27 protein-coding genes are annotated in these 25,672 nt (G+C 47.9%); 13 read left to right on the forward strand and 14 right to left on the reverse strand.

Features of this window, described 5'->3' with window-relative positions:
• Positions 1-271 precede the first annotated feature (271 nt).
• The 5 genes from MKY85_RS27875 to MKY85_RS27895 all read left to right on the forward strand — a co-directional run bounded on the left by MKY85_RS27875 (position 272) and on the right by MKY85_RS27895 (position 4,718).
• Positions 272-1,816, forward strand: coding sequence for an FAD-dependent oxidoreductase (locus tag MKY85_RS27875; RefSeq protein WP_342571282.1), 1,545 nt, complete (start codon positions 272-274; stop codon positions 1,814-1,816).
• 293 nt (positions 1,817-2,109) lie between these two features.
• Positions 2,110-2,439: a PadR family transcriptional regulator gene (locus MKY85_RS27880; RefSeq protein WP_339257782.1), complete on the forward strand. Its 330-nt coding sequence runs from the start codon at positions 2,110-2,112 to the stop codon at positions 2,437-2,439.
• Positions 2,432-3,025, forward strand: coding sequence for a DUF1700 domain-containing protein (locus MKY85_RS27885; protein ID WP_342571283.1), 594 nt, complete (start codon positions 2,432-2,434; stop codon positions 3,023-3,025). Before MKY85_RS27880 ends, MKY85_RS27885 begins: the two co-directional genes overlap by 8 nt.
• Entirely contained in the window at positions 3,022-3,921 is a 900-nt protein-coding gene (locus MKY85_RS27890; RefSeq protein WP_342571284.1) for a DUF4097 family beta strand repeat-containing protein, read from the forward strand. The genes MKY85_RS27885 and MKY85_RS27890 overlap by 4 nt, the downstream gene beginning before the upstream one ends.
• Positions 3,922-3,998: 77 nt before the next feature.
• Positions 3,999-4,718, forward strand: coding sequence for a 3-ketoacyl-ACP reductase (locus tag MKY85_RS27895; RefSeq protein WP_342571285.1), 720 nt, complete (start codon positions 3,999-4,001; stop codon positions 4,716-4,718).
• A gap of 109 nt (positions 4,719-4,827) precedes the next feature.
• Here the strand turns inward: MKY85_RS27895 and MKY85_RS27900 are convergent, their stop codons facing one another.
• Together MKY85_RS27900 and MKY85_RS27905 are read right to left on the reverse strand one after the other, a co-directional pair.
• Entirely contained in the window at positions 4,828-5,367 is a 540-nt protein-coding gene (locus MKY85_RS27900) for an XRE family transcriptional regulator (protein WP_339243225.1), read from the reverse strand.
• Positions 5,368-5,406: 39 nt separating this feature from the next.
• A complete protein-coding gene (locus tag MKY85_RS27905; protein WP_339257785.1) occupies positions 5,407-5,772 on the reverse strand; it encodes a glyoxalase superfamily protein in 366 nt (121 codons plus the stop codon).
• Between the two features lie 234 nt (positions 5,773-6,006).
• Here MKY85_RS27905 and MKY85_RS27910 point away from each other — a divergent pair, with 234 nt between their 5' ends.
• The 5 genes from MKY85_RS27910 to MKY85_RS27930 all read left to right on the forward strand — a co-directional run bounded on the left by MKY85_RS27910 (position 6,007) and on the right by MKY85_RS27930 (position 10,325).
• Positions 6,007-6,681 carry an alpha/beta hydrolase-fold protein gene (locus MKY85_RS27910; protein ID WP_342571286.1) on the forward strand — a complete coding sequence of 225 codons (675 nt, stop codon included), beginning with the start codon at positions 6,007-6,009 and terminating at the stop codon, positions 6,679-6,681.
• Positions 6,681-7,451 (forward strand): class III extradiol ring-cleavage dioxygenase, encoded by a 771-nt coding sequence (locus MKY85_RS27915; RefSeq protein ID WP_342571287.1) that lies wholly within the window; start codon positions 6,681-6,683, stop codon positions 7,449-7,451. The genes MKY85_RS27910 and MKY85_RS27915 overlap by 1 nt, the downstream gene beginning before the upstream one ends.
• A gap of 326 nt (positions 7,452-7,777) precedes the next feature.
• Complete coding sequence (locus MKY85_RS27920; RefSeq protein WP_342571288.1) at positions 7,778-8,374, forward strand: SMI1/KNR4 family protein; 597 nt, start codon at positions 7,778-7,780, stop codon at positions 8,372-8,374.
• A 193-nt stretch (positions 8,375-8,567) separates the two neighbouring features.
• Entirely contained in the window at positions 8,568-9,569 is a 1,002-nt protein-coding gene (locus tag MKY85_RS27925; RefSeq protein ID WP_342571289.1) for a cation diffusion facilitator family transporter, read from the forward strand.
• Positions 9,570-9,824: 255 nt separating this feature from the next.
• Positions 9,825-10,325 carry a hypothetical protein gene (locus tag MKY85_RS27930; protein ID WP_017691802.1) on the forward strand — a complete coding sequence of 167 codons (501 nt, stop codon included), beginning with the start codon at positions 9,825-9,827 and terminating at the stop codon, positions 10,323-10,325.
• 301 nt (positions 10,326-10,626) lie between these two features.
• Here the strand turns inward: MKY85_RS27930 and MKY85_RS27935 are convergent, their stop codons facing one another.
• From MKY85_RS27935 to MKY85_RS27950, 4 genes are read right to left on the reverse strand one after another with little or no spacing between them, the layout of a single operon-like run.
• Complete coding sequence (locus tag MKY85_RS27935) at positions 10,627-11,700, reverse strand: ABC transporter substrate-binding protein (RefSeq protein WP_339238439.1); 1,074 nt, start codon at positions 11,698-11,700, stop codon at positions 10,627-10,629.
• Positions 11,697-12,506: an ABC transporter permease gene (locus tag MKY85_RS27940; protein ID WP_062836831.1), complete on the reverse strand. Its 810-nt coding sequence runs from the start codon at positions 12,504-12,506 to the stop codon at positions 11,697-11,699. The genes MKY85_RS27935 and MKY85_RS27940 overlap by 4 nt, the downstream gene beginning before the upstream one ends.
• Positions 12,481-13,314 (reverse strand): ABC transporter permease, encoded by an 834-nt coding sequence (locus tag MKY85_RS27945; protein WP_017691799.1) that lies wholly within the window; start codon positions 13,312-13,314, stop codon positions 12,481-12,483. The genes MKY85_RS27940 and MKY85_RS27945 overlap by 26 nt, the downstream gene beginning before the upstream one ends.
• Complete coding sequence (locus MKY85_RS27950) at positions 13,304-14,413, reverse strand: ABC transporter ATP-binding protein (RefSeq protein ID WP_124116634.1); 1,110 nt, start codon at positions 14,411-14,413, stop codon at positions 13,304-13,306. Before MKY85_RS27950 ends, MKY85_RS27945 begins: the two co-directional genes overlap by 11 nt.
• A 257-nt stretch (positions 14,414-14,670) precedes the next feature.
• On the opposite strand from MKY85_RS27950, the gene MKY85_RS27955 reads away from it, so the two are divergent.
• Positions 14,671-15,897, forward strand: coding sequence for an MFS transporter (locus tag MKY85_RS27955; RefSeq protein ID WP_342571290.1), 1,227 nt, complete (start codon positions 14,671-14,673; stop codon positions 15,895-15,897).
• A 46-nt stretch (positions 15,898-15,943) separates the two neighbouring features.
• Here MKY85_RS27955 and MKY85_RS27960 read toward each other — a convergent pair whose 3' ends face one another.
• Both MKY85_RS27960 and MKY85_RS27965 read right to left on the reverse strand, forming a co-directional pair.
• Entirely contained in the window at positions 15,944-17,155 is a 1,212-nt protein-coding gene (locus tag MKY85_RS27960) for a nitric oxide synthase oxygenase (RefSeq protein WP_342573492.1), read from the reverse strand.
• Between the two features lie 127 nt (positions 17,156-17,282).
• On the reverse strand, positions 17,283-17,762 hold the full coding sequence (locus MKY85_RS27965) for a DNA starvation/stationary phase protection protein (protein WP_339238446.1): 480 nt from the start codon (positions 17,760-17,762) through the stop codon (positions 17,283-17,285).
• A 358-nt stretch (positions 17,763-18,120) separates the two neighbouring features.
• On the opposite strand from MKY85_RS27965, the gene MKY85_RS27970 reads away from it, so the two are divergent.
• Positions 18,121-18,471, forward strand: a complete 351-nt coding sequence (locus tag MKY85_RS27970; protein ID WP_342571291.1) for a cupin — start codon at positions 18,121-18,123, stop codon at positions 18,469-18,471.
• Positions 18,472-18,569: 98 nt separating this feature from the next.
• Here MKY85_RS27970 and MKY85_RS27975 read toward each other — a convergent pair whose 3' ends face one another.
• Positions 18,570-19,307: an HAD family hydrolase gene (locus tag MKY85_RS27975; protein WP_342571292.1), complete on the reverse strand. Its 738-nt coding sequence runs from the start codon at positions 19,305-19,307 to the stop codon at positions 18,570-18,572.
• 180 nt (positions 19,308-19,487) lie between these two features.
• Between MKY85_RS27975 and MKY85_RS27980 the strand changes: the two genes are divergently transcribed.
• Entirely contained in the window at positions 19,488-19,673 is a 186-nt protein-coding gene (locus tag MKY85_RS27980) for a hypothetical protein (protein ID WP_342571293.1), read from the forward strand.
• A 181-nt stretch (positions 19,674-19,854) separates the two neighbouring features.
• Here the strand turns inward: MKY85_RS27980 and MKY85_RS27985 are convergent, their stop codons facing one another.
• The 5 genes from MKY85_RS27985 to MKY85_RS28005 form a co-directional block, all read right to left on the reverse strand.
• Entirely contained in the window at positions 19,855-21,597 is a 1,743-nt protein-coding gene (locus MKY85_RS27985) for an adenine deaminase C-terminal domain-containing protein (protein WP_342571294.1), read from the reverse strand.
• Positions 21,598-21,772: 175 nt separating this feature from the next.
• Entirely contained in the window at positions 21,773-22,831 is a 1,059-nt protein-coding gene (locus MKY85_RS27990; RefSeq protein WP_339238458.1) for an ABC transporter ATP-binding protein, read from the reverse strand.
• Positions 22,832-22,849: 18 nt separating this feature from the next.
• Positions 22,850-23,641 (reverse strand): ABC transporter permease, encoded by a 792-nt coding sequence (locus MKY85_RS27995; RefSeq protein WP_124116640.1) that lies wholly within the window; start codon positions 23,639-23,641, stop codon positions 22,850-22,852.
• A gap of 4 nt (positions 23,642-23,645) precedes the next feature.
• Positions 23,646-24,467 carry an ABC transporter permease gene (locus MKY85_RS28000; RefSeq protein WP_036612869.1) on the reverse strand — a complete coding sequence of 274 codons (822 nt, stop codon included), beginning with the start codon at positions 24,465-24,467 and terminating at the stop codon, positions 23,646-23,648.
• Positions 24,468-24,671: 204 nt separating this feature from the next.
• Positions 24,672-25,598: a nucleoside hydrolase gene (locus tag MKY85_RS28005; RefSeq protein WP_342573493.1), complete on the reverse strand. Its 927-nt coding sequence runs from the start codon at positions 25,596-25,598 to the stop codon at positions 24,672-24,674.
• Positions 25,599-25,672: the final 74 nt, after the last annotated feature.

Here is a 25,672-nt window from a genome sequence, read left to right on the forward strand (position 1 = left end):
ATGGATAGAATAACCCTTTTATAATCAACGTTTCCGGGTATATAATTCTATCTCCTCCTAAAACCTAAAACGGTTTCGGTAATCCTATCATATAGCATGTTTAACAAAAAAAACAGAGGTCCTGCGCAGGAAATTGTGAACATCTCCTATGCAAAATCTGAACCGCACCGTTTTTTCCTGGCATAGTCTGGCAATCATGATTAAGAGTACAACGATGTGCACTGAACGATATGCGAATCAACCGAATGAAGATAAATAAGGAGGAAGACTAATGAGCGACAATCAGCATCCCAAGACGGGTCTGCCGCCCGTCCCCGAATCACTGTGGCGTGCTTCGCATAAATTCAATACCTATCCGAAACTGACCGAAGATATCACCGCCGATGTAGCGATTATCGGTGCCGGTATTGCAGGGATTACTACCGCTTATCTGTTGGCCCAGACGGGTATGCGTGTGGTCGTACTGGAGGCTGGAAAAGTGTTGGATGGCACGACCGGTCATACCACTGCCAAGGTATCTGCACAGCACGGCGTCATATTTGATGAGATTATGCATCACTTCGGACAAGAACAGGCCCGGATGTATTACGAAGGCAATGCCGAAGCCGCCAAATGGATGCGCAATCTGGTGAAGGAAAAACAAATTGATTGCCAATGGGCAGAGGAAGATGCCTACGTCTATATTCAATCAGAGGAAAACATCAAAAAACTGGAGATCGAGCTGACCGCCTATGGCAAACTCAATATCCCTGGTGAGTGGGTAGACCCGCTCCCTATTCCAGTTCCCGCCAGGGCAGGTATTCGCATGCCGGGTCAGGCACGCTTTGATCCGTTGGCCTATCTGCACTATTTGCTCGATTCCGCTGTGAAACAAGGGGTACAGATCTACGAGCATACGACGGTTACGGATGTAGAGGAAGATGCTTTACTGCATGTCAGAACTTATGGAGATGGCCCATCTGTTACGGCTGAACATGTCGTCGTAGCTTCCCATTTCCCCGTCTATGATCCCGGATTTTATTTCACACGATTACACGCAGAGCGATCCTATGCTGTCTTAGTCGAACCGGAGAAACCCTATGCTGGTGGCATGTACATCTCGGACGATACACCGTACCGATCTCTGCGTACTGTCCTTCATGATGGAAAAGAACTCATTCTCTTCGGGGGAGAAAATCACAAAACCGGACAAGGCATCTGTACCTTCGGTCATTATGAACGCCTCGAGCAGTTCGCGGCGGAGACATTTGGCATCCGCAACATTCCATATCGCTGGTCAGCCCAGGATCTGATCTCCATTGACAAGGTGCCTTACATCGGACCGATTACGGGAAGACATGAACGTGTCTACGTGGCGACCGGTTTTGCCAAATGGGGAATGACGACGGGTACAATGGCCGGGCACCTTCTCGCAGATCGCATCACCGGAAGTGACAATCCTCATGCCGCTGTATTCGATCCGGCAAGATTCAAAGCTGACCCTGGCATGAAGCACTTTATTGTGGAAAATATGAATGTCGCCAAGGAATTGATCTCTGGCAAAGTGGGTATTGTGCACAAAAGCGTTAGCGATATTGGCGAAGATGAAGGAGCTGTCGTTCGTCATAATGGTAAACGGGCTGGCGCCTACAAGGACACCAGTGGCAAGCTGTTCCTGGTGGATACCACCTGCACTCACTTGGGGTGCGAAGTCGAATGGAACAAAGGCGAGCTTTCATGGGATTGCCCATGCCATGGTTCCCGCTTCAATTATGCAGGTCATGTAATTGAGGGCCCTGCTGTGGAAGATCTTAAAGTTCTGGACGCACAGGATTAACGTGTAGAGATTAATCGATAAGTCACAGATACAAAAGTTCATCTCTCAGACCGGATCGGAATCCGCCTTCAGGCGGAAGCAACCGATCCGGTTTTTGCTTATGCTGAATGATAGCTAAACAAACAGCTTCGGCTTGAGTATCAACATCATACGAACAAATCAACGATATTTCAGGATACGGAACTATTTTAAAATCACTACCTTGCATTAAACAGTACTGAATGCTATGATGAATTCACCACTACTGAATAATAAACACTAGCGATAAATAAGGCTATTAAGGAGGAACCTGTGTGAATGTGAACATCCAGTTCAAAAAGGGAGTATTAGAGCTGTGCGTCCTGGTATTAATCAACCGCCAGGATCGGTATGGCTACGAACTGGCTCAGGCGGTCTCCAAACATATCGAAGTTGCTGAAGGTGCGCTGTATCCTTTGCTTCGCCGGCTTGTGAGTGACGGTTACTGCACCACCTACCTGCAAGAATCAAGTGAAGGTCCGCCGCGCAAGTATTACCGACTGTCCGATACAGGTCGTGACTACATGACTGCACTGACGACGGAGTGGAATGAATTTGTGCGCAATGTCGCAAATCTGATTGAGGAAGGAACTCACAATGAATAGACAACAATTTATGCAAGCCATGGAGATTCATCTACGGCCAATGGAACCGCAGGAACGAGCCGAATTGCTCGCAGATTATGATCAACATTTCGAGCTTGGACTCAGAGAAGGCAGACTGGAAGAAGAGATCGCTCGGGAACTGGGGCAGCCGGAAGAAATCGCCAAGGAAGCACTCGGTGATCGTTATGACATTCATACACCAGGTTCAGATGCATTCTATGCACCGACATATCAGGAAATGCGGTCTCCTAGAAACAGCACCAAAGCTACTCGCAACTTCTTCACCGCCGTTGGCCTGTTATTCCTGAATCTGATGCTAGGTATTCCACTTGGTCTTACTCTATGGTCAGTATGGCTTACGGTTGCCAGCCTATCCTTGCTGGTATTGGCTCCAGTGGCAGCAGTTGTGGACTTCGTATTCCTTGGCCAACTCGATAAAGCAGAGATTTTCGTTGCGATTGGCGCATTCGGTGTCGGCATTTGTTTTGCCATAGCATCGAAGTACGTTTTTAGAGCCTTCAAAAATATCACACTACAATACATTCAATGGAATAAAAACACGATGAAAGGAGATGTTGCCGCATGAGCACCAAAAAATGGCTTGCGCTCGCCGTGATCTGTATCGGAATAGGTTTGCTTGGAACATCCATCTATGGCGTTCAATTCGGGGATAAACGAGAACAGTATTCCAAACGATGGGATTTCAAAGCAGATGAATTGCAGAACATGATCATGAATGCTAATTTCAGTGCAGATATTGAATTTGTCGTAAGCCCGGATTCGAACGGATATATTGAAGTGGATGGCAAATGGGACCCTGCCGTAGTCAGAAGCTTCGAACAGGCCACTTTATCCAACGGCACATTCCAACTGTCTCAGACAGAACGTGAACGATTGCAATTTTTCACCCTGTATTGGAATGATCAAGACTCCACAATAACGGTTGCCTTGCCTGAAGGACACCAATTAAATGAGGTTAAGCTGGACTCCTCTTCAAGTGACTGGGATCTGACCGGTCTAAATGCCAATCAGCTTGAGCTGAATAATACCTCAGGTTCCATACGTCTGGAAAATATCCATGCGTCCAAGATTGAACTTTCTCTAACTTCGGGTAACATTAACGCTTCCATGATTGATGGAGACATGACTGTAAAACAGACATCCGGAAGCTTCAAGGCAGATCAGATTGTGGGTCATGTAGACAGCAAGATTAAATCAGGAGATATTAAAATCACCGAATTAAACGGTGCAGCCGATGTTCAATTCACTTCAGGTAGCATTCATATTGAACAATCCCATTCCGCACCGATTAGTGCATCTGGAACATCAGGCGATATTTTCATTCAGGCTGCACCTGATTTTGAAGGAATCTATGATGCTAAGGCTACTTCCGGAGATGTAGATGTACCTGAATCGCCAATGGTGAGCCGGGAAGTGATTAAAGCCCGTACCTCTTCTGGCAGCATTGAGATTACCAAATAGTGATGAAGCAAATTTCCGAACTGTGGGTAATATAGTATAATCAAATGCCAGTCCAATTCTAAGGAGGAATTATCCACATGGAACTTAAAAATAAAACAGCTATCATCACAGGTGCCGGTAAAGGCATCGGTCGTGCCATCGCTGAAGCACTTGCCAAAGAAGGAGTGCACCTCGGCCTTATCGCTCGCACCGCTTCGGATCTTCAGGCTCTGCAGCAGTCTCTTAGTCAAGAATACGGTGTGAAAGTAACCAGTGCTGTGGCAGATATCTCGGATCGCACACAGGCGGAAGCCGCTGTAGCAGCCATCGAGATGGAACTCGGAGCGGTGGACATCCTGATTAATAATGCAGGCATCGGAAGCTTCGGTACATTGCTGGAAATGGACCCCGAAGAGTGGGAACGCATTCTGCATGTGAACGTTATGGGTACATATTACGTCACTCGCTCCGTGCTTCCAAGCATGATCAAGGAATGTAGCGGCAGTATCATCAATATTGCTTCCACTGCAGGTGAGCGTGGGTTCGCTACAGGTTCGGCATACTGTGCATCCAAGTTTGCTCTACTCGGCATGACCGAATCTCTGATGCAGGAAGTGCGCAAGTCCAACATTCGTGTAACCGCATTGACACCAAGCACAGTTAATACGGAGCTTGCGTCCAATGCCGGACTGAAAATTGGCGACGAAGACCGCATGATGCAAGCGGAAGATGTAGCTGAACTTGCACTCGCAACGCTCAAGCTGTCCGATCGTGTCTTCGTTAAAGCCGCAGGCATCTGGACAACGAATCCACAATAGATAGCGTGCTTCTGACCTTCCCAGTTCGTTAGAAATATAAAAAGGACGTCTCCATTGTACATGTATGCATGTCACATGTTCATGACTAGGGAGTCGTCCTTTTTGCATTCTACAAATGATCCAAACCTAATTCCTTGGACACCGCAATGAGCACCACGGCGGGCTCCTCACCGATATTGGTTACTTCATGGGGCACGATCGCATTCCAGGTGAACGAATCACCCACTTCAAGAACTTCCACATCTTCGCATTGCTCCGCCCGAATCTTGCCCTGCAACACCAGATGGCTTTCTTCCCCCGCATGTTTGCTAACCCCTGTCGATGCGCCTGGCGGCAATTCTACAATGGACATGCGCATGGCGCCTTTGGCGGTAAGGTGCTGCACTTTGATCTGTCCACTACCGGCCGTCGTTTCCTTGCGTTCGTTTTTGCGTACCACGTTCATCCGTTGCTCCGGTGTCAACAGCAAGTAGGGAAGTGGCACTTCCAGATAATCCGCAATACTTTCAAGCGTAGCAATGGAAGGTGACGTTTTGTTATTTTCCACGTTGCTGATAAAACCTTTGGACAACCCCGTGCCCTCGCACATCTGCATGATCGTAATCTGTTTCTGCTTACGGATTGTTCGAATAGCCAAGCCAATATCCATCATGCGTCCCTCCCCTTCTAATGATCTTCTTCAGGTTATTTATTCGGCGTGTGACTCAACAAATATAATTCGGTTGCCACACGGATCAGTCACGGTCATTTCTCTTGAATTCCAAGGTGTCTCCTCAATACCGGGTCTGGAATATGTGTACTCTTGCAAAATAAGTTTATCCCGTAATGCATCCACATTGTCTGTCTCCACGCGCAAGGCAGCACCAGGTGTGCAATCTCCATGATGTTCGGACAGATGAATCACGATGGAATCGAGCGAAACCTGCATGTACAAGGGCATATTCGGTTCGAATCGATGTTCCCAATCCAATTGGAAACCCAGGTATTCAAGGTAGAATTCTTTGGCCTTTTTTTCATCAAACATCCTTAGAATAGGCACGATACTCTTCAACATCCGGATCACGTCCTCGGGAATAAATTATGACCATACGCAGCGACACTTCTTTTAGAGCTATTCAAGGTTTCTTATAAACAACATATATTCATCATACAAAAAAAGTATTGACCCTACAATCAAACCATGATAGATTTTGTTCATAAATAAGAATATTTATTTCATATTGGTGAACTTCATCATGCAGCATCAGAATAATATATGTAACTCAATCCTCATCAGGTGGTGTTTTCAATGAATTCTCCTTATATACATGAAGTCCGATTACCGTCTCATTACAATCCAGATCAACGTTATCCTGTCATCTTCGCCTTACATGGTATGGGATCAGATGAGCAAGATATGCTTCGTTTGATGGAGCCTATGCAGTCTGATTTTATTATCGTCGCCATCCGTGGGCCAATCGTTCAGGGTAGTGGTTATGCTTATTTTCAGATCAAAAGCATCGGCAATCCCATCCGCGAATTATATGATGCCTCCGTGCTGGGACTGCAACAGTTGATTGTTGATCTGTCCGGCAAATATGCGATTGATCCCAAGCGGCGTTATATCGCCGGATTCAGTCAGGGTGCCATTATGGCAATGACCCTATCACTGATCATGGGAGATGCCATTAAAGGCATTGTAGCCATGAGTGGGTACATCCCGCAATTTGTGAAAGACGAGTACAAGCTGCAACCCGATTCGGAACTGTCTGTGTTTATCTCGCATGGGGATCAGGATCATCTATTCCCGCTGCAACTGGGCGAAGACAACGCCAATTTCTTCCGTCAACATACCCATCACGTCACGTATGTACCTTACAACGGTGGGCATCAAGTGACACCCGATCTATATCAACAATTCCAACAATGGCTCCGGATAGATGCAAATGTGACTACCGAAGACCCGAAAGGACTGAATTCATAATGATGCCATCCCTGTTTATTGCTCACGGTGCCCCATCACTGGCACTGGAGGAGAATGCGTACACCGAATTTTTACAGAAACTCGGACAGGAACTGCCAAAACCTAAAGCAATCGTATTGTTCTCTGCTCACTGGGAATCCACAACTCAGCTTGTATCCTCAGTAGCCAATTACGAAACCATCTATGATTTTGGAGGTTTCCAGCCCGAGCTGTACCAGATCAAATATCCGGCTCAAGGAAAGGCAGAAACCACTGCCGAAGTAGAGCAGTTATTGCAAGAAGCCGGGATTCCAGTACAGACGGATGATGTCCGTGGCCTGGATCATGGCGCTTGGGTCGTTCTGCGCCTGCTCTACCCGGATGCGGATATTCCCGTAATTGCCTTGTCTGTGAATCGCTATCTGACAGGTGAGCAGCAATATCAGGTCGGACAGGCGCTCGCTTCCTTGCGTGAGCAAGACATTCTTGTCATTGGCAGCGGCGGAACCGTTCATAACCTGCGTCGATTGAACTGGGAAAGTAACGGCGTTGACCCGTGGGCATCCGAATTCGACAACTGGCTGCATGACAAGCTGGTGAGTTGGGATACGGAGTCTCTCTTCTCCTATGATAAATTGGCACCTTCAGCTCAAGCGGCCGTACCTACGCCGGAGCATTTTGTACCACTACTGCTCGCCATGGGTGCAGGTCATCAAAATAAGCAGGCATCGCTCCTGTTCAAAGCCTATCAGTATGGCAACCTGAGCTTGTCCTGTTGGAAATTTGATTAAAGAGGACGATGTGAAAAGCTAGTTTCATTTATATAGTTGATAAAAGTAAGCGTGGTTTACAGGGGATTGCCCCTGTAAACCATGCTTATTTGTTGTTAGGAGCGACTTTCGTGAAAGCTGTACACCATTGATTGGGATGGAGCCAGGTGTGCTAATTACGCAACAACCGCCTTAGAATAATGAGACCATTGTAGTATGTAAAGCAAGGACTCCGGTTTCTTGTGTGCTTTTGCGGCTTATAACTATAATATGAGGTGAAATCAGGCAGAGTTTGCTCGCATAACACTCGCCATATTATTTGAATAGCTCATACGGAGGGGAAATGCATGCCAGAACAGCGTATATATGAATTGATGGATGAACTGGATATGTTGCTGGAGGAGAAGGTACAAGATGAGGAAAACCGGGAGCTCTTGGAGGCATATCGCCAGTTTGAAGGTGTGACGGATGAGCAGCTCGACGCATTCGAGAGGGAACATGGCATTCGTTTACCTGCTGATTTTCGTGCGTTTTATAAACGTAAAAATGGAAGCGGTTATGGCTTTCACGTCTTGTATCCAAGCCTTGAGGAAGGACGGGAAACTGAGCCATTTTATCTGTTGTCCTTGGAAAGGATTCAAAAGGAGCAATCCACGCTGGTGGAGAACCGCATGGATGATTATTTTACCGAAGAAGAGATCGGAGAACTTGATCCCCGAATCAAACCCTACCTTTTTCAGAAAAAATGGGTTACGTTTGGCATGCTCGGAGGTGGATCACTGTATCTGATGTTCGACTTTGATCCGACAGAAGAAGGTTCGTACGGGCAGATTATTATGTACATACATGATCCGGATTTTGTATATTACGTGGCTGGGACATTTACGGAATTGTTGGAACAGTCCAATCGGAATCTACGTGCCTTGGAGGCCATTGAGTACTAAGGAAGTGTAAGTTACTTCAGCTGTAATCTCTTCACTTCCTATGGATTGCATTAATCCATGATGATATGACCTTTTTTGCATAATGCTGGGATATGTCAAAGCGGTTATAATAACATTTAGTGGAAATGCACAACCTATGTAGATGAGGACTACCTTTTCTACACATTACATTGATCTGGGAGGAACATACGAAGTGGCTGAACAACCAAAGTCTGAGAGCTTTATGTCTCTCGTCAAAAAGGGGAACACCTCCTCCGCCGTTGCGATGGCAGGTAATGCTGTACTTGCTGTGTGCAAAGGGGGAGCTTTCCTATTCAGTGGCAGTGGCGCCATGTTCGCTTCGGCGATGCATTCACTCGCTGATGCCATTAACCAAGGGTTTGTCTTTGTCGGAAGTGTGTTATCCGAGAAAAAACCTACACGCCGCTTCCCAACCGGATTTGGACGGGTCATTAACATTTTCTGTATGATCGCTGTTATTGTTGTGACGATTATGGCCTATGAGACCATTCATGAGGGGATTCACTTGCTCCAGCATCCTGCCGGTCATTCCGGGGGACTCTGGATTAATATCGGTGTGCTCGTCTTGAACATTCTGATTGATGGGGCCATTCTGATCAAAGCCATGAAGGAAATCTTAAAAGAAGCACGGGCACCCAAAGCCGCCGGATTGGCCCTGGTCCCTGCTGCCATCAAAAATGTTGGCCGTGCTGCGCCACCAACCCGTCTCGTATTCTACGAAGATGTTGTCGCTGTACTGGGTGCCACGCTAGCGTTAATCTCTGTCGTGGTCATTGCCTTAACCAATTTTGCATTGCTTGATGGCATTGTAACCACGATTATTGGATGCTTGATGATCGCTGTAGCCTTCCGTGTCGGTTACGATAATATGATCGGATTAATTGGTGTTGCGGCTCCGCAGGATATTGAGGACAAAGTATCCCAGACCATTCTGGCAGATACGCATGTTGCCGATATTCAGATGATGCGTATCATTCAGGAAGGCCGTTATTATCATGTGGAAGGTCTGATTGAGTTAACCAAAGGACTCAGCCTGGCGGATGCGGATGACATCAAGTTCCGGATTCAGGAGAAACTGATGACGAACCCTGACATCGCAGATGCAGCCATCTCCATCATTGAGGATGACGGCGTGAACAGCTGGGGCAAGAAAAATTCAGATGTGGTGAAATAACAAGCTACGTTTTGGATAAAAAAAATGACAGAACCCACTCTTCAATAGAGTGGGTTCTTAGCATGTTCAACTACACACTCATCTAGGGAGTATAGTTCCCCAAATTTACGTACCTAGACTTTGGTCTAGGTTCACTTTAACTCCAAAGACGGAGGATAGACTTTTCCAGTTCATGGTATGCTGTGAGTAACGAAAGTAATTGCTCTACATACACCGTTCGGAAATTTGATCTTTGTATTGAGAAGGAGAGATATTATGGCTAAACGTACGATCCTTGCGCCTGTTCTCATTTTGCTGGGCGTGTACCTGATTCTGAACCAGGGAGGTTCACTCGGTCCGGGTACGATCTTTGCGACCTTCTGGCCCACGTTATTCGTGATTCCACTAGGACTGTTCTTCCACTGGCTCTACTTCTCCATGATTGGCAGAGGGGTTGGACTGCTGGTTCCCGGTGGATTGCTGCTCACTGTGGGTATTGTCTGTCAGATCGCCATGCTGTTTAACAACTGGGGTACGATGTGGCCGGGCTTCATTCTGGCTGTAGCTGTGGGTTTGTTTGAACTCTACTGGTTCGGTGGTCGGAACAAATGGTTGCTGATCCCCATCAACATTCTGACGGTTATCTCGCTGCTGTTCTTCGCTGTGATGTCGATTGGCACGATGCTGAGCAGTTTGAGCTTTATCCAGCCTTTTGTAGCGATTGTACTGATTATGGGTGGGGCTTGGATCATGGTGGGTCGCAAAAAGCGCATGTAACCCTTTATTCGTTTCCACTTGATCACTGCGGTGACAGAACAACTTCGGATCGCTGTTATCCCCGGATTTTTTTGATTCCCCTTTACAATGGGAAAATCCGGTGATAAAGGCGAACGCTCCGCTTCCTTCGTTTGTTCTGTCCCCTCCGTTAACGTGTGCACGAAAAAACATAACCTACGCTTTTGCTCTGAAGTAGGTAATATAAAAAGGGTAGCTGCTCGTCATTCAAGTGAAATGACGAGCAGCTACCCTTTTTGTCTTTTTTTGAGGATCTAACGAACTGTGTACACGCTATTGGCGGTTATTTACTATGCATTTTAAACTCCAGGAACAGGTCGTTATAATGCGAGAGCATTTTTTTACCCAGATTATCGTAGACCTCCAGCTTGCCTGTCAGTGTCTCGTCTGGATAGAAGCGCTCATCCTCGGAGATGTCCTCTGGCAGTAACTTCAGCGCCTCAGCGTTTGGCGTAGAGTACCCGACATACTCGGCATTGCGAGCGGCATGGTCGGGGTCCAACATGAAGTTGATAAACTGGTGTGCCCCTTCAATATTCGTCGCCGTCTTCGGAATAACCATGTTATCAAACCAGAGGTTCGAGCCTTCTTCCGGCACCATGTAATCCAGTTTGTCATTCTCATCCATAATCTCCGACGCATCCCCGGACCATACAAGTCCAACTGCCGCTTCCTCGTTCGCAAGCAGCATCTTGATCTCGTCTCCGACAATTGCTCTGACGTTCGGCGTCAATGTAGACAGCTTCTTCAGTGCTTCTTGCAGATGGTCTTCGTTGGTATCGTTCAGGGAATACCCGAGACTGTTCAATCCCATGCCAATGACTTCGCGTGCGCCATCAAGGAGCAGGATTTGATTTTTCAGACGTGGGTCCCACAAGTCATTCCAGCTATCAAACGTCAACCCGTCCACCAGCTCAGGATTGTATACAATCCCCACCGTGCCCCAGAAATAAGGAATGGAGTACTTGTTGCCTTCATCAAAGGACAAGTCCATGAATCGCGGATCAATGTTGTCCAGGTTGGTTAATTTGCTATGATCGAGTGGTACGAGCAGGTCTTCTTCTTTCATTTTGCTAATCGCATATTCAGAAGGAATCGCCACATCAAACGTAGTACCGCCCTGCTCAATCTTGGTCAGCATCGCTTCATTGGAGTCAAACGTCTGATAGATGACTTTAATGCCTGTCTCGTCCTCAAACTCCTTGAGCAGATCAGGATCGATATAATCGCCCCAGTTATAGATGGTCAGTGTGTTGCCGCCAGAATATCCCTGACTCTTGTTCAGATACGAAGCCAGGATCATAAGAGCAAAGGCGGCCACAAAAACAAGCGCAAATGTCCGTACCAGTTGCTTCATGGTCGCAGCCCCTTTCCTCCAGGTGGTATCCGTGTTGCACGGCGGTTAATGAAGTAATATCCAACCACCAGCAGCACCGTGAGCAGGAATAACAGGGTAGACAACGCATTGATGGACAACGAAACACCCTGCCTTGCTCTGGAGTATATCTCTACCGAGAGCGTGGAGTATCCATTACCCGTGACAAAGAATGTGACTGCAAAATCATCGAGCGAGTACGTCAAGGCCATGAAAAATCCGGCAAAAATACCGGGTTTCACGTATGGCAGCACCACACGCGTCAGAATCTGCCATGATCCAGCGCCCAGATCGCGTGCCGCATCCATCAGTGTTGGGCTCATCTCCTGCAGCTTCGGCAGTACCATGATGACGACAATCGGCACACTGAATGCGATATGAGACAGTAGGACCGAAGTGAAGCCCAGTTTGATGCCAATCATGGTGAACAGAATCAGGAATGAAGCACCAATGATGACATCCGGACTAACGATGAGCACGTTATTGAGTGACAGCAACGTATTCTTCGTTCGTTTGCGACGCACATGGTAGATCGCCAGTGCTCCTGCTACACCAAGGATCGTTGAGATCGCTGATGACAGCAGTGCAATGATAAATGTATTCAGCACAATGATGAGCAGCCGTGTATCGGCGAACACCTCTCTGTACCATTCAAGCGTGAATCCTTCGAAGCTGCGCATATGACCGCCGCTGTTGAAGGAATAGAAGATCAGATACGCAATCGGTGCGTACAGAATGGCGAATACAACGGCCAGATAGACGTTAGACAGCTTTCCGTTTCTTCCCATTACGCACCTCCTTCTTGCCTGATCCGGTCAGGAACATAATAATCGCCATCGCAATAATCAAAAAGACGGCAATCGTTGACCCCATCCCCCAGTCCTGGGTGACGAGAAAATGCTGTTCAATCGCTGTTCCCAGCGTAATTACACGGTTTCCCGCAATAAGGCGGGTAATCATGAACAGGGACAGCGCAGGAATAAATACAGCCTGACAGCCTGATTTCACACCGCTAATCGTCAGCGGAAAGATCACCCGGCGGAATGTCAGCCACGATGAAGCCCCCAGATCACGCGCCGCGTAGATCAACGATGGATTCATCTCTTCCAGCGCATTGAAGATCGGCAGAATCATGAATGGAATGAAGATGTACACCGAGACAAAGATAAAACTGAAATCGGTGAACAAAATCTGCTGTGTGCCAATACCCACAACTTCAAGCAGGGAGTTGGTCAGACCATACGTTCCAAACAAGCCGATGAAGGCGTACGCTTTTAACAAGAGGTTGATCCAGCTTGGCAGAATAATCAGCAGCAACCACAGCTGCTTGTGCTTCGTCCGGGTCAGCATATACGCCGTCGGATACGAGATCAGCAGCGAGAATGCCGTAATCAGAAATGCATACCAGAACGAACTGAGCGTCATCTGCAAGTACACCGGCGTGAAGAACCGGGCGTAGTTGCCAAACGTGAAGTTACCCTCCACATCGAAGAATGAATAATAGATGACCAGCAGAACCGGCGCCACAACGAACAACACCATCCATAATACATATGGAATCAGATACGCATTGCGTGTGCTGGCCTTAGTCTGCATGAGCGGCCTCTTGATAAGCTTCAAGTCGTTTGTCGAACTCTTCCTCAGTCTCGTTAAAGCGCATGACGTGCACAGCTTCCGGGTCAAAATAGAGTCCGATCCGCGCGCCAACAACGGCTTTCTTCGTTGAATGAACAAGCCACTCATTGCCCGCATCGTCGTACGTGGATATCTCGTAATGCACCCCGCGGAATAATTGGGAGTCCACATTGACCTTGAGCTTGCCCTGTTCTTCGGTTGTAATCTCCAGATCCTCTGGGCGAATGACAATCTCTACCGGCTCGTCCGGCTGGAGACCCTGATCGACACACTCGTGCTGTGCACCAGCGAATTCCACCACAAAGTCCTGCTTCATTCTGCCCGATACAATGTTCGATTCCCCAATAAAGTCCGCTACAAAACGGTTAATCGGCTCATCATAGATATCGTTCGGTGTACCGCTCTGTTGAATCACGCCGCCATTCAGGACAAAGATCTCATCCGACATCGCCAAGGCCTCTTCCTGATCATGCGTAACAAAGATAAACGTAATACCCAGTCGCTGTTGCAGCTCCCGCAATTCATACTGCATCTCGGTCCGCAGCTTCAGATCGAGTGCAGACAAAGGCTCGTCCAATAACAGGATTTCAGGCTCGTTCACAATTGCGCGTGCGATCGCAACACGTTGCCGTTGTCCACCGGACATTTCACCAATTTCACGATTCTCATAACCCGACAGATTGACGAACTTGAGGGCTTCCAACACTTTGCTGCGAATTTCAGCCGTTTTCATCTTTTTGATTCGCAAACCAAAAGCTACGTTCTCAAATACATTCAGATGTGGAAATAACGCGTAATCCTGAAATACGGTGTTCACCTGCCGCTGGTGGGCAGGCACCCGGTTAATGAGCGCACCATTAAAATAAATACTGCCCTGAGTCGGCTCCGCAAAACCGGCAATCAGCCGCAATATCGTTGTTTTTCCGCAGCCCGATGGGCCAAGAAGCGTATAAAATTTACCCCGCTCAATCTCAAAGCTGACTGCCTTCAATACGGCTTCATCCTGATCGTATTGCTGAGTCACCGCTTCGAAGCGGATAATCGGTTGTTGTTCTGACATGCTTCACATCGCCCCCTTATACTTGAGGTACCTCTTTAATTCTGTACACTTTCGTTCATGCATCCTTATAGATAACCCATCTATTATATATGATTCAGGTATAACCGCAATGGTTTTGATGTAAACGCCGCGTGTCATTTTCTTCTTATTCTCAAAAATCCTGCATACATTACGGGTATATGTCGATATCTACGCATTCCTTTGGAATATGAAGCACGTTTGGGATTCCATTTTATATGTGAAAGGAGTCTTGGCTCTTGGATATTCGTCGTAATCTGCCTTTGCTGATAACGATTTGTTTCCTTAGTCAGATGGGCGGGTTCATGATCCTGCCCCTGTTTCCTTTGTTTATTGAGGAATTTGGCCTGTCTGCCTGGATGATGGGGGTTATTTTTGCGCTTTTCTATGTGGGGAAAGTGATTGGTGGCATTCCTGCTGCGGCAATTTATAAGAAACTCGGGGGTAAACGTGCTCTCATCCTCATGCTGTTACTGCTCGCTGTCTGCATGGGTGGCTTTGCGGTGTCTACTGCTGCGGTGTTGTTCGGCCTGCTCCGACTGCTGCAAGGGCTGGCTTCCACCGGGCTTACCGTGGTCGTGCGTTCCATCATCGGAGATGGGGGCAATGCAGACAACCGCGGACTGTATAATGGATATATCAGCAGCAGTGAGGGTGGCGGAATGGTGCTCGGTCCGGTTATTAGTGGCTGGCTCGCGCTGCACTGGCCTCTGTCAGTTCCTTTCCTGCTTGTTACGTTATGTTGTCTGATGGCTGTGGTCGCTGCGATGGGAATGAAGATGACGGCACCTCCTTTACCTTCAACAACATCTGGTGCACTGCATAGGCAAGGTACAGGTATCTCCCAATCCAATCAAGCTTCCGGCTCAATAACGATTAGCCCAACTACAGAGCTTACCCAGCGTCAGCAGCTTCTCGGCTATGGTACAGTACATTTTCTGGAGATGAGCGCCTATGCGGTGTTTCTCACCTACTTCGCATTGTATGCAGCTCACATCATGCATTGGGACCCCTTTGCAACCAGTCTCGCCTTCACTGTATCCGGGATTTCTACGCTTGCCTCTGCACCCTTTGTTGGTTATCTCTCTGACCGGATGGGGGATCGTCTGTTGCTATGTATGCTCGGCATGTTCCTGATTGGCATCGAAGTTGCTGTATTTCTAAGCACGTCATCCCATCTATGGGTCTACGTTGGCATGCTGATTGGCGGGGTTGGCGGGGCATGTTACATGGACTCGTTCTTTGCCCATGTCGGTGATCATATCCCCGATGAGAGTCGAAGCTCTGTCATAGGCAAAATTGTCTCTGCGGCTGAGATTGGCTCCATCGTATCCCCACTGGTTGCAGCGCTGCTGATGGAGGTTGGTTCACTGTACTCCGTGTTTGTGTTCAATCTGGTACTGATTGCGGTAGCCATTGCCGTTCAGGGTGTGATGCGCAGTCGGTACCGATTGAAAGAGGGGTAACCCTGCCTTTGAAAAAAGGATCACAAAAAATAACCCGTCTGCACAATTAATGTGCAAACGGGCATTTCATTGGCGCATCCCCGGCCAGTGGCTGGGGATGCTCTACCTGTGCATTCTGCTGCTCACTGCTTCGCAGTTCTGCGGCAGATGCCACGCCATCTTTCAGCGTATACGCCTGATTCTGATGGAAAAAGTTCGGCTTCACAATCTCATTGCGATACGAGCTGTGGAAAATATGCGTCGTCGCAGGGGAGACTGGCGGGATCAGCCACACCCAATCCCCGGTCAGCTCACGCCCAGCCTTCTCTTCACGCTGTTCAAACATCGCAAATTGCGCTGCCGCCGTGTGGTGATCCACAATGCTCACGCCTGCTTTTTTGAACGAATGCAGCACAGCGACATTCAACTCCACCAACGCCCGGTCCTTCCACAAAGTTGTTTCACTTGACGTATTCAACCCAAACGCTCCCGCCACCGCAGGCAGCTTGTTATACCGGAACGTGTCCGCCAGATTACGGGCGCCAATCTCCGTACCCATATACCAACCATTGAACGGCGCTGCCGGGTAGGATATACCGCCAATCTCCAGACGCATATCGGCGATCATCGGCACACCATACCAACGCATACCCAGCTCAGCAATTTCCTTCTGCTCCGGGTGCTCAATCATCACTTCCACAATCTCTTCTTCGGGTATAACATACCACTCTGGCGCTTGTCCTTGTGCCTGAATGATGAGCGGTAACACATCATAAGAGCCACCTGTTCCTTGCCAGCCAAGTGACATGGCTACCTTGGTCAGCTCCACGGAAGCAGGATCGCCAATAATGCCTTGCTCTGTCTCATATCCTGCATAACGAATGAGCTGATGATTCCAGACACGTACCGGGGCTCCATTCGGACCATCCGGAGGAAGAATCGTAATCATCGGAATGACCTTGCCTCCGTTGGATGCCACATGAATATGATTCAACACAGCATCCGCTGCCGTTCCTGCCGTATCGGCATGACGGGCATCCACAATCCGCAATTTATCCCAGAACAGCCGCCCGATGCATCGGTTGCTGTTCCGCCAGGCCATTTTGCAACCCTGTTCCAATTCTTCTGTGGTATGCACATAGGTACCCGTTACTTCGATCTCCTCCATAACAGCAACAAGCCGGGCCTGCGCATCTTCACGCGAATAGCCCAGCTCTTCATAACATGTATATATAAACCGTTCAGCTTCTTCCTGCAATTGTTCCAGGTCTGACCGCATCATTCATTCCACCATTCTGTACATCTTGGATGCCATCATTATACGGCAAGCGCACTGGATTTGTAAGCGAACGGGCACTTTGTTCACGGACTCTACATATCGTTGTCAGGATGAAGGGTAACCTTGCTTATTTGCCCAGAAATGCGTTTAACATCCAGACCTCTTTATCCAGCGCAGCGGTGAATCCAATTAACATATCTTCCGTTGCGTTATCTTCTGCTTCTCCCGCTTCGTGAATGCCTTGATGAATCACTTCTACCATGGTACGCAGATCAGCAACCACCGACTCTACCATACGCTCAGCAGACAATTGGCCTTGTACCTCTTCAATTGGAGACAGACGCAGCTGTTCAGCCATTGTAGCCACCGGACGTCCACCAATAGCCAGCAAACGCTCTGCAACTTCGTCCATATTCGCCGTAGCCAAGTTGTACAACTCTTCGAATTTGGCATGTAGTGTGAAGAAATGAGGTCCTTGGACATACCAGTGGAAGTTATGCAGTTTCGTGTACAATACGGACCAACCTGCGATCTGACGGTTCAGGACATCTTGAAGTGCTGTGGCATTGTTAGCAAAAGTGTTGTTTCTAGTTTGGATTGTGCTCATGGAATTTATCCCCTCTCGAATATAAAAATAGAATGTAAATGATTGTTATGGCGTTACTTTGATTCATCGTTTTAATTTAGACTTAATCTAAATCTTGTTTTAATTATAACACTGCATTTATAGTTTGGGAAGGCTTTTGCACTGTCTTGTGAATGAAGATTCCATGAAGTACAACTTCATAGAATCAACGGCACAGGCGTTAACGAAATGAGATTTGTAAACAAACTATTCCTCAACGATTGGAGCTATGATAGACTCATCTGATTGGGTTTCCATATTATTTTGGATTAGGATGATACCATCATAAGGAACGTTGCCCTTGTAGGAAGTTAACTTAGTCACGATTGCGGAGGTAAACATGAGGATATTTCAATTTAAAGAAGAGTCAGGGAAAAAGATTACCCAATTTGATTCTAATTTCGTCATGTCACGTATTACGCAGACCGACAAAACAGCTCATATCGGATGTATGCACTTGCCACAGGGTGGAGTAGTCGGTTATCACCAAGCTGTGGTTCCTCAACTGCTTTTGATCGTAAGTGGAGAAGGTTGGGTTAGAGGCGAAGCAAATGAATACATTAAAGTGCATTGTGGGGAAGCCGTACTCTGGGATACACATGAATGGCACGAAACCAAAACAGAAGCTGGACTCATGGCCATTGTAATTGAAAGCGAAGAGTTAGACATCTCATTATTAATGCCTTTATAGAAGGTATAACCTAAAAATGGAGTCCTTCTTTAAGCACTAAAAAGCAGACCTGCACCATGAATGGTCACAGGACTGCTCTCCTTTAAACATATGTCTCCTTAAACTCGGACAACTTCAAAAGTCAAAATACGACTGATCTCTTCATAGCTCGATGCTACAAAATGAGGCTGATGATCGGATTCCGGCAGCGCCTCCCGATGATTGAACCAGATAACCTTCCAGCCTGCATCCACTGCACCTACCACATCATTACGCCACGAGTCTCCGATGTAATAGCTGGAACGGGCATCTGTCCCGGACTGCTTACTCACATATTCAAACAATCTGTGATCTGGCTTCGCATAACCAGTCGTACCAGAGATGAAGATCAGATGCTCGTCCACGAGACTGAGCACATCCAATGCTTCAAGCTTGCGCCGCTGATGCTCTCCTTCTCCATTGGTGATTAGTCCAACGGTATGGCCCTCTGCCTGAAGCCTTCTAATTAGCTCATAGGCTCCTTCAAAAGGCACAATCTCAAACTGTCTGCTCAGATACTGAGCTTGCAGTTCTTCAGCCTGACCCGGTTGTAGGGGGAGTCCGAATTCTTCCATCGTCAGCTCAAACCTCCGACGGCGCATTCGCTCCACCGCATCCGGCTCCGGTACAGCAGACAGATCTTCTTGTGCAGATAGCCAGTCACTGTAATAACGAAAACGGTGATATGCCTCAGCATAAGGGAAATCATCCGGCAAGCCGAGAACGTCCTGCAACGCGCCACGAAGCGGCTGTAAATGATCATATAAGGTATCATCCACGTCAAAAAATATGGTTTTAGCATGATTTATTTCATTCATAGTCGTTTTCTATCCTCCTGCTATGAGTCCAAACATTCTCTTCTTACTATATATGTAATCCTATGCCTCGTCCAAAAGGGATTTGGTAAACGTGGACAATCAATAATTGCTACATCCCAGTTACTGGAATATAATTTATTAAGGATCACATCCAAAATGATTAAAAGGTGGAATGAACATATGAGTACTACAATAGAGAAATGCACCGATTGTGGAAGCACATCTTTCGTACAGGCATCCGACTTCATTAATCTTCGTCCATTGGATAAGAAATTGTCGATTGGTTCAGAAAGAGTATATACCGTTTGTTTGGATTGCGGAGAAGTGGTCTCCATTAAGGTGAAAAATCCAGAGAAATTAATATAAACAGGGTTTGTATTAACTATAATTACAAGAACATAATAATACGTATATGAATTTGCCAAAAAGAAGCCCCGGTTCACTTGAATGAACCGGGGCTTCTTTTTCTTATAGAACACACCAACGATATAACAACGAATAATCTAATCAATCATCGGAAGAAGACCACCAGATGTGTCTATCCCACTTAAACAATCAACGATACAACCTTACCTGCATTCACATCAATCAGGCCATGGTCCGTGATCTTCAGCGCCGGACTTACCGCGAGAGAATGAGTGCTGATCGACATGATCGGGTTGTAATGCACGTAACCAAGAGACAACATGGCTGCACGCAGTTCCTTCACTTGATGGGATACCACTGCGAGTGGTTCTTCCGTCAGAATGCCACCTACGGGAAGTTCCAGATGGGACAGCACCTTGCCGTCTTCCACCACGCAGAAGCCACCTTGGCTCGAAATTACGTTGTTAGCTGCCAATATCATATCTTCACGATTACGTCCTACAACCAGCAGGTTATGATTGTCATGTGAATATGTCGTTGCAATGGCGCCGCGTTTGATGGTGTCTCCACCGATCAGGCCATGTGCTCGATTGCCGTTCACACCATAACGTTCAAAGGTCGCGATCTGCGCATATCCGCTTTCTTCCCATAACAATTCGCCATTCGAAGACTGAACCGGTGCAATATGTTCTTCCACAAAAGTAGAACCATCCTTCACCATCATGACACGGCATTGGTACTCACCTTCACCAGCGAGATCAACACCTGATCCACTGACTTTCGGGTCGGACAACTGAATAGCAAAATCTGCTGCCCCCAGTTTCTCTAACTGCACACTCTTATAGAAGTGAGGTGGGAATTGCCCGATGATCCGTTCCTGCTTATACGGTTCGTAATCGTCATAAGCTTTGCGGCCATTTTTGTACACCTGATCAATGGAGAGATCATGCAAGTTGGACACCAACACATAATCGGCCACTTTGCCAGGGGCAATGCTGCCGCGATCGGTCATTTTCATACGGGAAGCAGGGGTAGACGTTGCTGCGTAGATCGCATCTTCCGGACGCATCCCCATCTGAATTGCCTTGCGTACGATATGATCCAGATGACCACGCTCCACCAGTGAATCCGGCATCACATCATCTGTGACGAAGCAGAAGTGCTGTGCCACATCATGTTGAATCAGATACTCCATGACTTCAGGCGTCATCGATTTCTCCTGGATTTCAATAAACATACCTGCTGCAATCCGTGCCTGTAATCCCTCAATGCTCTGATGGGTATGATCGGAATCAATACCTGCGTAGATCAGTCGATGCAGATCGAGTCCAAGCAGTTTCGGTGTATGACCTTCGATCACGAGATCAGGATAGTTTTTGCGGATATGCTGTAAAATCTGGTTCGTCTTGCACTCCGGATCACGGATGACATCGACATAGTTCATGATCTCACCCAGACAGATAATCTCGCCAGTGGCGAGCAGCACGTCCATATCTTCGATTTCAATCGAACCACCTGTCGTCTCCATCGGGGTTGCCGGAACGGAGCTTGGGATCGCATAGAACATGTCCACCGTCGTCTCCCGACTTGCAGCCATCATCTCCTGAACTCCTTCAAGCCCAAACACATTCGCCATTTCATGCGGTTCTGCAACAATGGACGTTACCCCGCAGCCAATCAAGCCATGGGAAAAGGTTTCCGGTGTCACCATCGTACTTTCAATATGCAGATGGATATCGATCAAACCAGGAATCATGTATCTTCCTCGTGCATCAATGACTTCGTCTGCCTGAATCATCTCCGGTCCACCGGGTCCAACATATAGGAATCTGCCGTCCAACACAGCAGCGACGTTGTTCATTTCAAATCGTTTATAATAACTGTTATACACATGTACATTCACAATCAGTTGATCTGCACGCATGGGGCATAATCTCCTTCTTCACAAGCATTTCACTGCGATCCGAACCGGACAATGAACCTGCACTTTAATCTGCTGTGCTGCACATGACTGCGCACCACCGCCATCATCCGGAATCATCGCATGAGTTGCCTTCTTTGCTGCTCTTATTTCTTCAAGCTATTCCATATATTCATCGCTACTCTACCAGTACAAGCTTGTCCTGTGGGAAGATCAGGCTAACACGCTGCCCGCTAAGGTACGGTGTCTCCATCTCCTGATTGGCTGTAAAGTCACCCAGTTCCGTCTCAACTACATACTGATAGCTGCGTCCCAGATACGTGCTGACTTTGATAATGCCCGGCAAAGCGTTCACCACATCCGCAGAGGTATCACCACTTACGATCAGATCATCCGGGCGAATCGCGCCTTTACGTGCACCGGGACGTGCTGTTCCGGGATGTGCTGTTGCTGTAAATGTGCGTCCACCCGCATGTAATGTGATGACTTCACCTGCATCGCTGCGATCCGCGAATTCAATAAAGTTATGGAATCCGATGAATCGTGCGACAAACTCCGTTGCCGGATATTTGAAAATCGTTTCCGGGCGGTCGAGCTGCTCGACCACACCTTTGTTCATGATGGCTACCTGATCAGAGATCGAGAAGCACTCTTCCTGGTCATGAGAGACATACAACGTTGTAATGCCCAGCTCTTGCTGAATCCGGCGAATCTCCACCCGCATGTTCAGGCGCAGGTTCGCATCCAGGTTACTGAGTGGTTCGTCGAACAAGAGCAGGTCAGGCTCAATAACCAATGCGCGAGCAATGGCCACACGCTGACGCTGTCCACCAGACAGTTCTTGTGGAAAACGTTTCTCAAATCCGTTCAGGTTAACAACTTCCAGGATTCGCATTACACGGGAAGAGATATCCTTGTCTTTCACCTTGCGCATCCGCAGGCCAAAGGCCACGTTGTCATAGACAGACAAATGCGGGAATAATGCATAACTCTGAAATACAAATCCGAAGTTGCGCTTGTTCGCCGGAACTTTCGTATAATCCTTGCCGCCGAACATAAACTTGCCCTGTGATGCTTCCAGAAATCCGGCGATGAGGCGCAGCGTAGTTGTTTTGCCGCAACCGCTCGGTCCGAGCAGGGAGAGCAGTTTACCTTTTTCCAGCTCCAACTGAAAATCCTTCAGGATTGTCTGCTTATCGTATGCCACGGATACGTGGTCTAATGTCAGCAATGCCATAGCGTTCTGCGCCTCCAATTAACGTTTAGTAAAGTATGAAAATCCGCCCATGATCCGTTCGATCACGAACATTAAAAGTCCGGTCAGTACCATCAATAGCATGGAAATCGCTGCAATCGTTGGGTCAAAGTAATTCTCCACATACGTCAGCATCTGAATTGGCAATGTACTAACTCCTGGTCCGGTCATGAATACCGAGATGTCCACGTTGTTGAACGATTCCAGGAAGGCAATCAACACTGCAGCGATAATGCCTGAGCGGATGTTGGGAAGCACTATTGTGAAGAACGTTCTCACCCGTCCCGCCCCAAGACTCAGCGCAGCTTCTTCCACGGCGAAGTCAAAGCTCGACAGACTCGACGCGATAACCCGAATGATGAATGGAAGCATGATAATCGTATGACCAATCAATAGTCCAAGGTACATCGGCAGATGGTAGATTACGATCAGATATTTCATCAATGTAAAACCAAGCACGATTCCCGGGATCAGTACCGGGGACAGGAACAGTGCATTCAGCACGGACTTGCCTTTGAAATCGTAACGACTAAGTGCATACGCAGCCGGAACTCCAAGCACCAGTGCCAACAGGTTCCCCAGCAAGGAAATGATGATGGACGTCTGGAACGTGCGGAGGAAACCGCCTGTGTTGAAAATATTCTCATACCAGCGGAAGGAGAACCCTTCCGGCGGAAATTTGAGTACCGTTCCCGGTTCAAACGAAGTGATCGATATGATCAGAAGCGGGCCCAGCAGAAAGATAAAGACCAGCAGACTGAACAGGCCCAGCCCGATATGTTTCTCCCGCATATGTCTACCCCTTCGGATTTAAAGTTTTGGCCATTTTGTTCATGACACCGACCACGACAAATGTAATCACAATCATAATCGCGGCAACAACCGAGGCCAGATACCAGTCGTTGAGAGTCATGGCGTTCTGATACAGGAACGTAGCAATCACGCGCTGCTTGCCTCCAAGGAGGGCAGGTGTGGTATACGCCGTCAGGCTTCCGACAAAGACAAGCACGGCTCCGATCACAAGTCCTGGCACAGCCAGTGGGAATACAACCCGGCGGAATGCCGTAATGCGCGATGCGCCGAGACTTTGCGCTGCCTTGAGCAAATCACCGTCAATGTTCTCCAGCACGCCCACCAGAGAGATAATCATCAATGGCAGGAACAGATGCGTCAGACCGATCATCATCGCTGCTGGCGTGTACAGAATATCCAATGGTTTGTCCACGATCCCCAGACCAACAAGGGTGTTGTTGATCAGCCCTTTGCGTCCAAGGATGATCATCCAGCTAAACGAACGCACGACCGGGCTGGTCAGCAGCGGGAAGATCGCCAGTGCCAGCAAAATGCCTTTGCGGCGCGGCGCTTTCTGCGAAATATAATAAGCTGTCGGGAATCCGAGCACCACACAGACGATGGTGGTGACCACGCTGACTTGCAGCGTCGTAAGCAGTATTTTCAAAAAGTATGGGTCTCTGAAAAAATGCATGTATCCTTCAAACGTGAAGGAGTTTTCTTGGAAAAACGTCGATCCGATCGTCAGGACAATCGGAATGATCATAAATGCCGCCAAAAACACGAACCCCGGCAGCAATAGCCAGTAGATTACTGATTTTTTCATCGCCATACTCCTGACTTGTAAATTTAATTCGAGATTGATACTTGAGTACTCCGATTGCAGTACCGTCCTTCGATCCCTGTTATCCCCCGATTTAATGATTTATTTTCATAGGTAAAAATCGGGGGATAAAGGGGAACGCTTCGCTTCTCCAGATCGGTTCTGCACTCTCCGCAATCATATAAATATCTAATTGGGGCAGAGCAACTACGCGTTTAACGCGTTGATAAACAGTTCAAGGAAGCTTTCTGCGTCTACGGTTTCGCAGACGAGGGTGTTGGGCTGCTCACCCAAACGGTTTTGGAAGTCGCATACCATCTGGCCATCGCACAAGCGGCTGGCGGTTTCGACATCGACGTAATACGATTTGCGTCCAACGAGTTCGGGGGCAAGGGCTACGCCCACGGCCAGTGGATCATGCAACGCGCAAGCGCGAACACCGTTCATTTGTTCATACCGGTTGATGTAGATCTCCGTGCTCTGAGCCACGTACGCGCGCAGTGCAGGATTGGTGAGACGCTCAATCGTTGCTTCATTCAACAGCGTTTGACGCGTCACATCCAGCCCGACTTGTGTAAGCTTCTCGATGCCTGCGTGCAATACGATGCGTGCCGCCTCTGGATCAGCGTATGTGTTGTACTCGGCTGTCGGCGTAATGTTGCCATGTCCGCGAACCACGCCACCCATGAAGATAACTTCCTTCAATAAAGAAGGCAATTCAGGACACTTCATCAGGGCGAGTGCCAGATTGGTTAAGGGAGCAGTCATGATCAATGTCAGTTCGTCTGGATACAACTTGGCTTGCTCCACGATAAAGTCCGGCGCAAAACCTTCCTCGGCTTGTTTGGACACCGCCGGATCAGGCAGCGCACCGCCCAATCCATCCTGTCCATGTACCCGGTGTTCATAATGCGACTTGCGAGTAAGGGGTCCTGCCGCTCCGGCAATCACCGGAATTTCAGGTGCACCCGCAAGTTCAAGGATTTTGCACGTATTCTCTGTTGCCTGCTGGAGTGATACGTTCCCACAGACTGTGGTGATACCGAGAATATCCAGCTTCCGGCTTTTGACCGCCAGCAAAATCGCCAGTGCATCGTCAATCCCCGTGTCCACATCCAAAATGATGCGTTTCAGCGCTTCACTCATCCGTTCTCAACTCCTATACGGTGCTATGGTTGCTTGCTGCAAATGATATAAGTTCAATATAT

The organism is Paenibacillus sp. FSL R5-0749 (assembly GCF_038595085.1).
GTDB lineage: Bacteria > Bacillota > Bacilli > Paenibacillales > Paenibacillaceae > Paenibacillus.

What these genes read in the sequence shown, in the direction of transcription:
- MKY85_RS27975 (WP_342571292.1), bottom strand. Translation starts at nt 19,307, where the DNA reads ATGAATGAAATAAATCATGCTAAAACCATATTTTTTGACGTGGATGAT.
- MKY85_RS27910 (WP_342571286.1), top strand. Translation starts at nt 6,007, where the DNA reads ATGAATTCTCCTTATATACATGAAGTCCGATTACCGTCTCATTACAAT.
- MKY85_RS27885 (WP_342571283.1), top strand. Translation starts at nt 2,432, where the DNA reads ATGAATAGACAACAATTTATGCAAGCCATGGAGATTCATCTACGGCCA.
- MKY85_RS27980 (WP_342571293.1), top strand. Translation starts at nt 19,488, where the DNA reads ATGAGTACTACAATAGAGAAATGCACCGATTGTGGAAGCACATCTTTC.
- MKY85_RS27995 (WP_124116640.1), bottom strand. Translation starts at nt 23,641, where the DNA reads ATGCGGGAGAAACATATCGGGCTGGGCCTGTTCAGTCTGCTGGTCTTT.
- MKY85_RS27940 (WP_062836831.1), bottom strand. Translation starts at nt 12,506, where the DNA reads ATGGGAAGAAACGGAAAGCTGTCTAACGTCTATCTGGCCGTTGTATTC.
- MKY85_RS27890 (WP_342571284.1), top strand. Translation starts at nt 3,022, where the DNA reads ATGAGCACCAAAAAATGGCTTGCGCTCGCCGTGATCTGTATCGGAATA.
- MKY85_RS27935 (WP_339238439.1), bottom strand. Translation starts at nt 11,700, where the DNA reads ATGAAGCAACTGGTACGGACATTTGCGCTTGTTTTTGTGGCCGCCTTT.
- MKY85_RS27915 (WP_342571287.1), top strand. Translation starts at nt 6,681, where the DNA reads ATGATGCCATCCCTGTTTATTGCTCACGGTGCCCCATCACTGGCACTG.
- MKY85_RS27920 (WP_342571288.1), top strand. Translation starts at nt 7,778, where the DNA reads ATGCCAGAACAGCGTATATATGAATTGATGGATGAACTGGATATGTTG.
- MKY85_RS27970 (WP_342571291.1), top strand. Translation starts at nt 18,121, where the DNA reads ATGAGGATATTTCAATTTAAAGAAGAGTCAGGGAAAAAGATTACCCAA.
- MKY85_RS27930 (WP_017691802.1), top strand. Translation starts at nt 9,825, where the DNA reads ATGGCTAAACGTACGATCCTTGCGCCTGTTCTCATTTTGCTGGGCGTG.
- MKY85_RS27905 (WP_339257785.1), bottom strand. Translation starts at nt 5,772, where the DNA reads ATGTTGAAGAGTATCGTGCCTATTCTAAGGATGTTTGATGAAAAAAAG.
- MKY85_RS27875 (WP_342571282.1), top strand. Translation starts at nt 272, where the DNA reads ATGAGCGACAATCAGCATCCCAAGACGGGTCTGCCGCCCGTCCCCGAA.
- MKY85_RS27900 (WP_339243225.1), bottom strand. Translation starts at nt 5,367, where the DNA reads ATGGATATTGGCTTGGCTATTCGAACAATCCGTAAGCAGAAACAGATT.
- MKY85_RS27990 (WP_339238458.1), bottom strand. Translation starts at nt 22,831, where the DNA reads ATGGCATTGCTGACATTAGACCACGTATCCGTGGCATACGATAAGCAG.
- MKY85_RS27965 (WP_339238446.1), bottom strand. Translation starts at nt 17,762, where the DNA reads ATGAGCACAATCCAAACTAGAAACAACACTTTTGCTAACAATGCCACA.
- MKY85_RS27960 (WP_342573492.1), bottom strand. Translation starts at nt 17,155, where the DNA reads ATGCGGTCAGACCTGGAACAATTGCAGGAAGAAGCTGAACGGTTTATA.
- MKY85_RS27985 (WP_342571294.1), bottom strand. Translation starts at nt 21,597, where the DNA reads ATGCGTGCAGATCAACTGATTGTGAATGTACATGTGTATAACAGTTAT.
- MKY85_RS27895 (WP_342571285.1), top strand. Translation starts at nt 3,999, where the DNA reads ATGGAACTTAAAAATAAAACAGCTATCATCACAGGTGCCGGTAAAGGC.
- MKY85_RS27945 (WP_017691799.1), bottom strand. Translation starts at nt 13,314, where the DNA reads ATGCAGACTAAGGCCAGCACACGCAATGCGTATCTGATTCCATATGTA.
- MKY85_RS28000 (WP_036612869.1), bottom strand. Translation starts at nt 24,467, where the DNA reads ATGAAAAAATCAGTAATCTACTGGCTATTGCTGCCGGGGTTCGTGTTT.
- MKY85_RS27950 (WP_124116634.1), bottom strand. Translation starts at nt 14,413, where the DNA reads ATGTCAGAACAACAACCGATTATCCGCTTCGAAGCGGTGACTCAGCAA.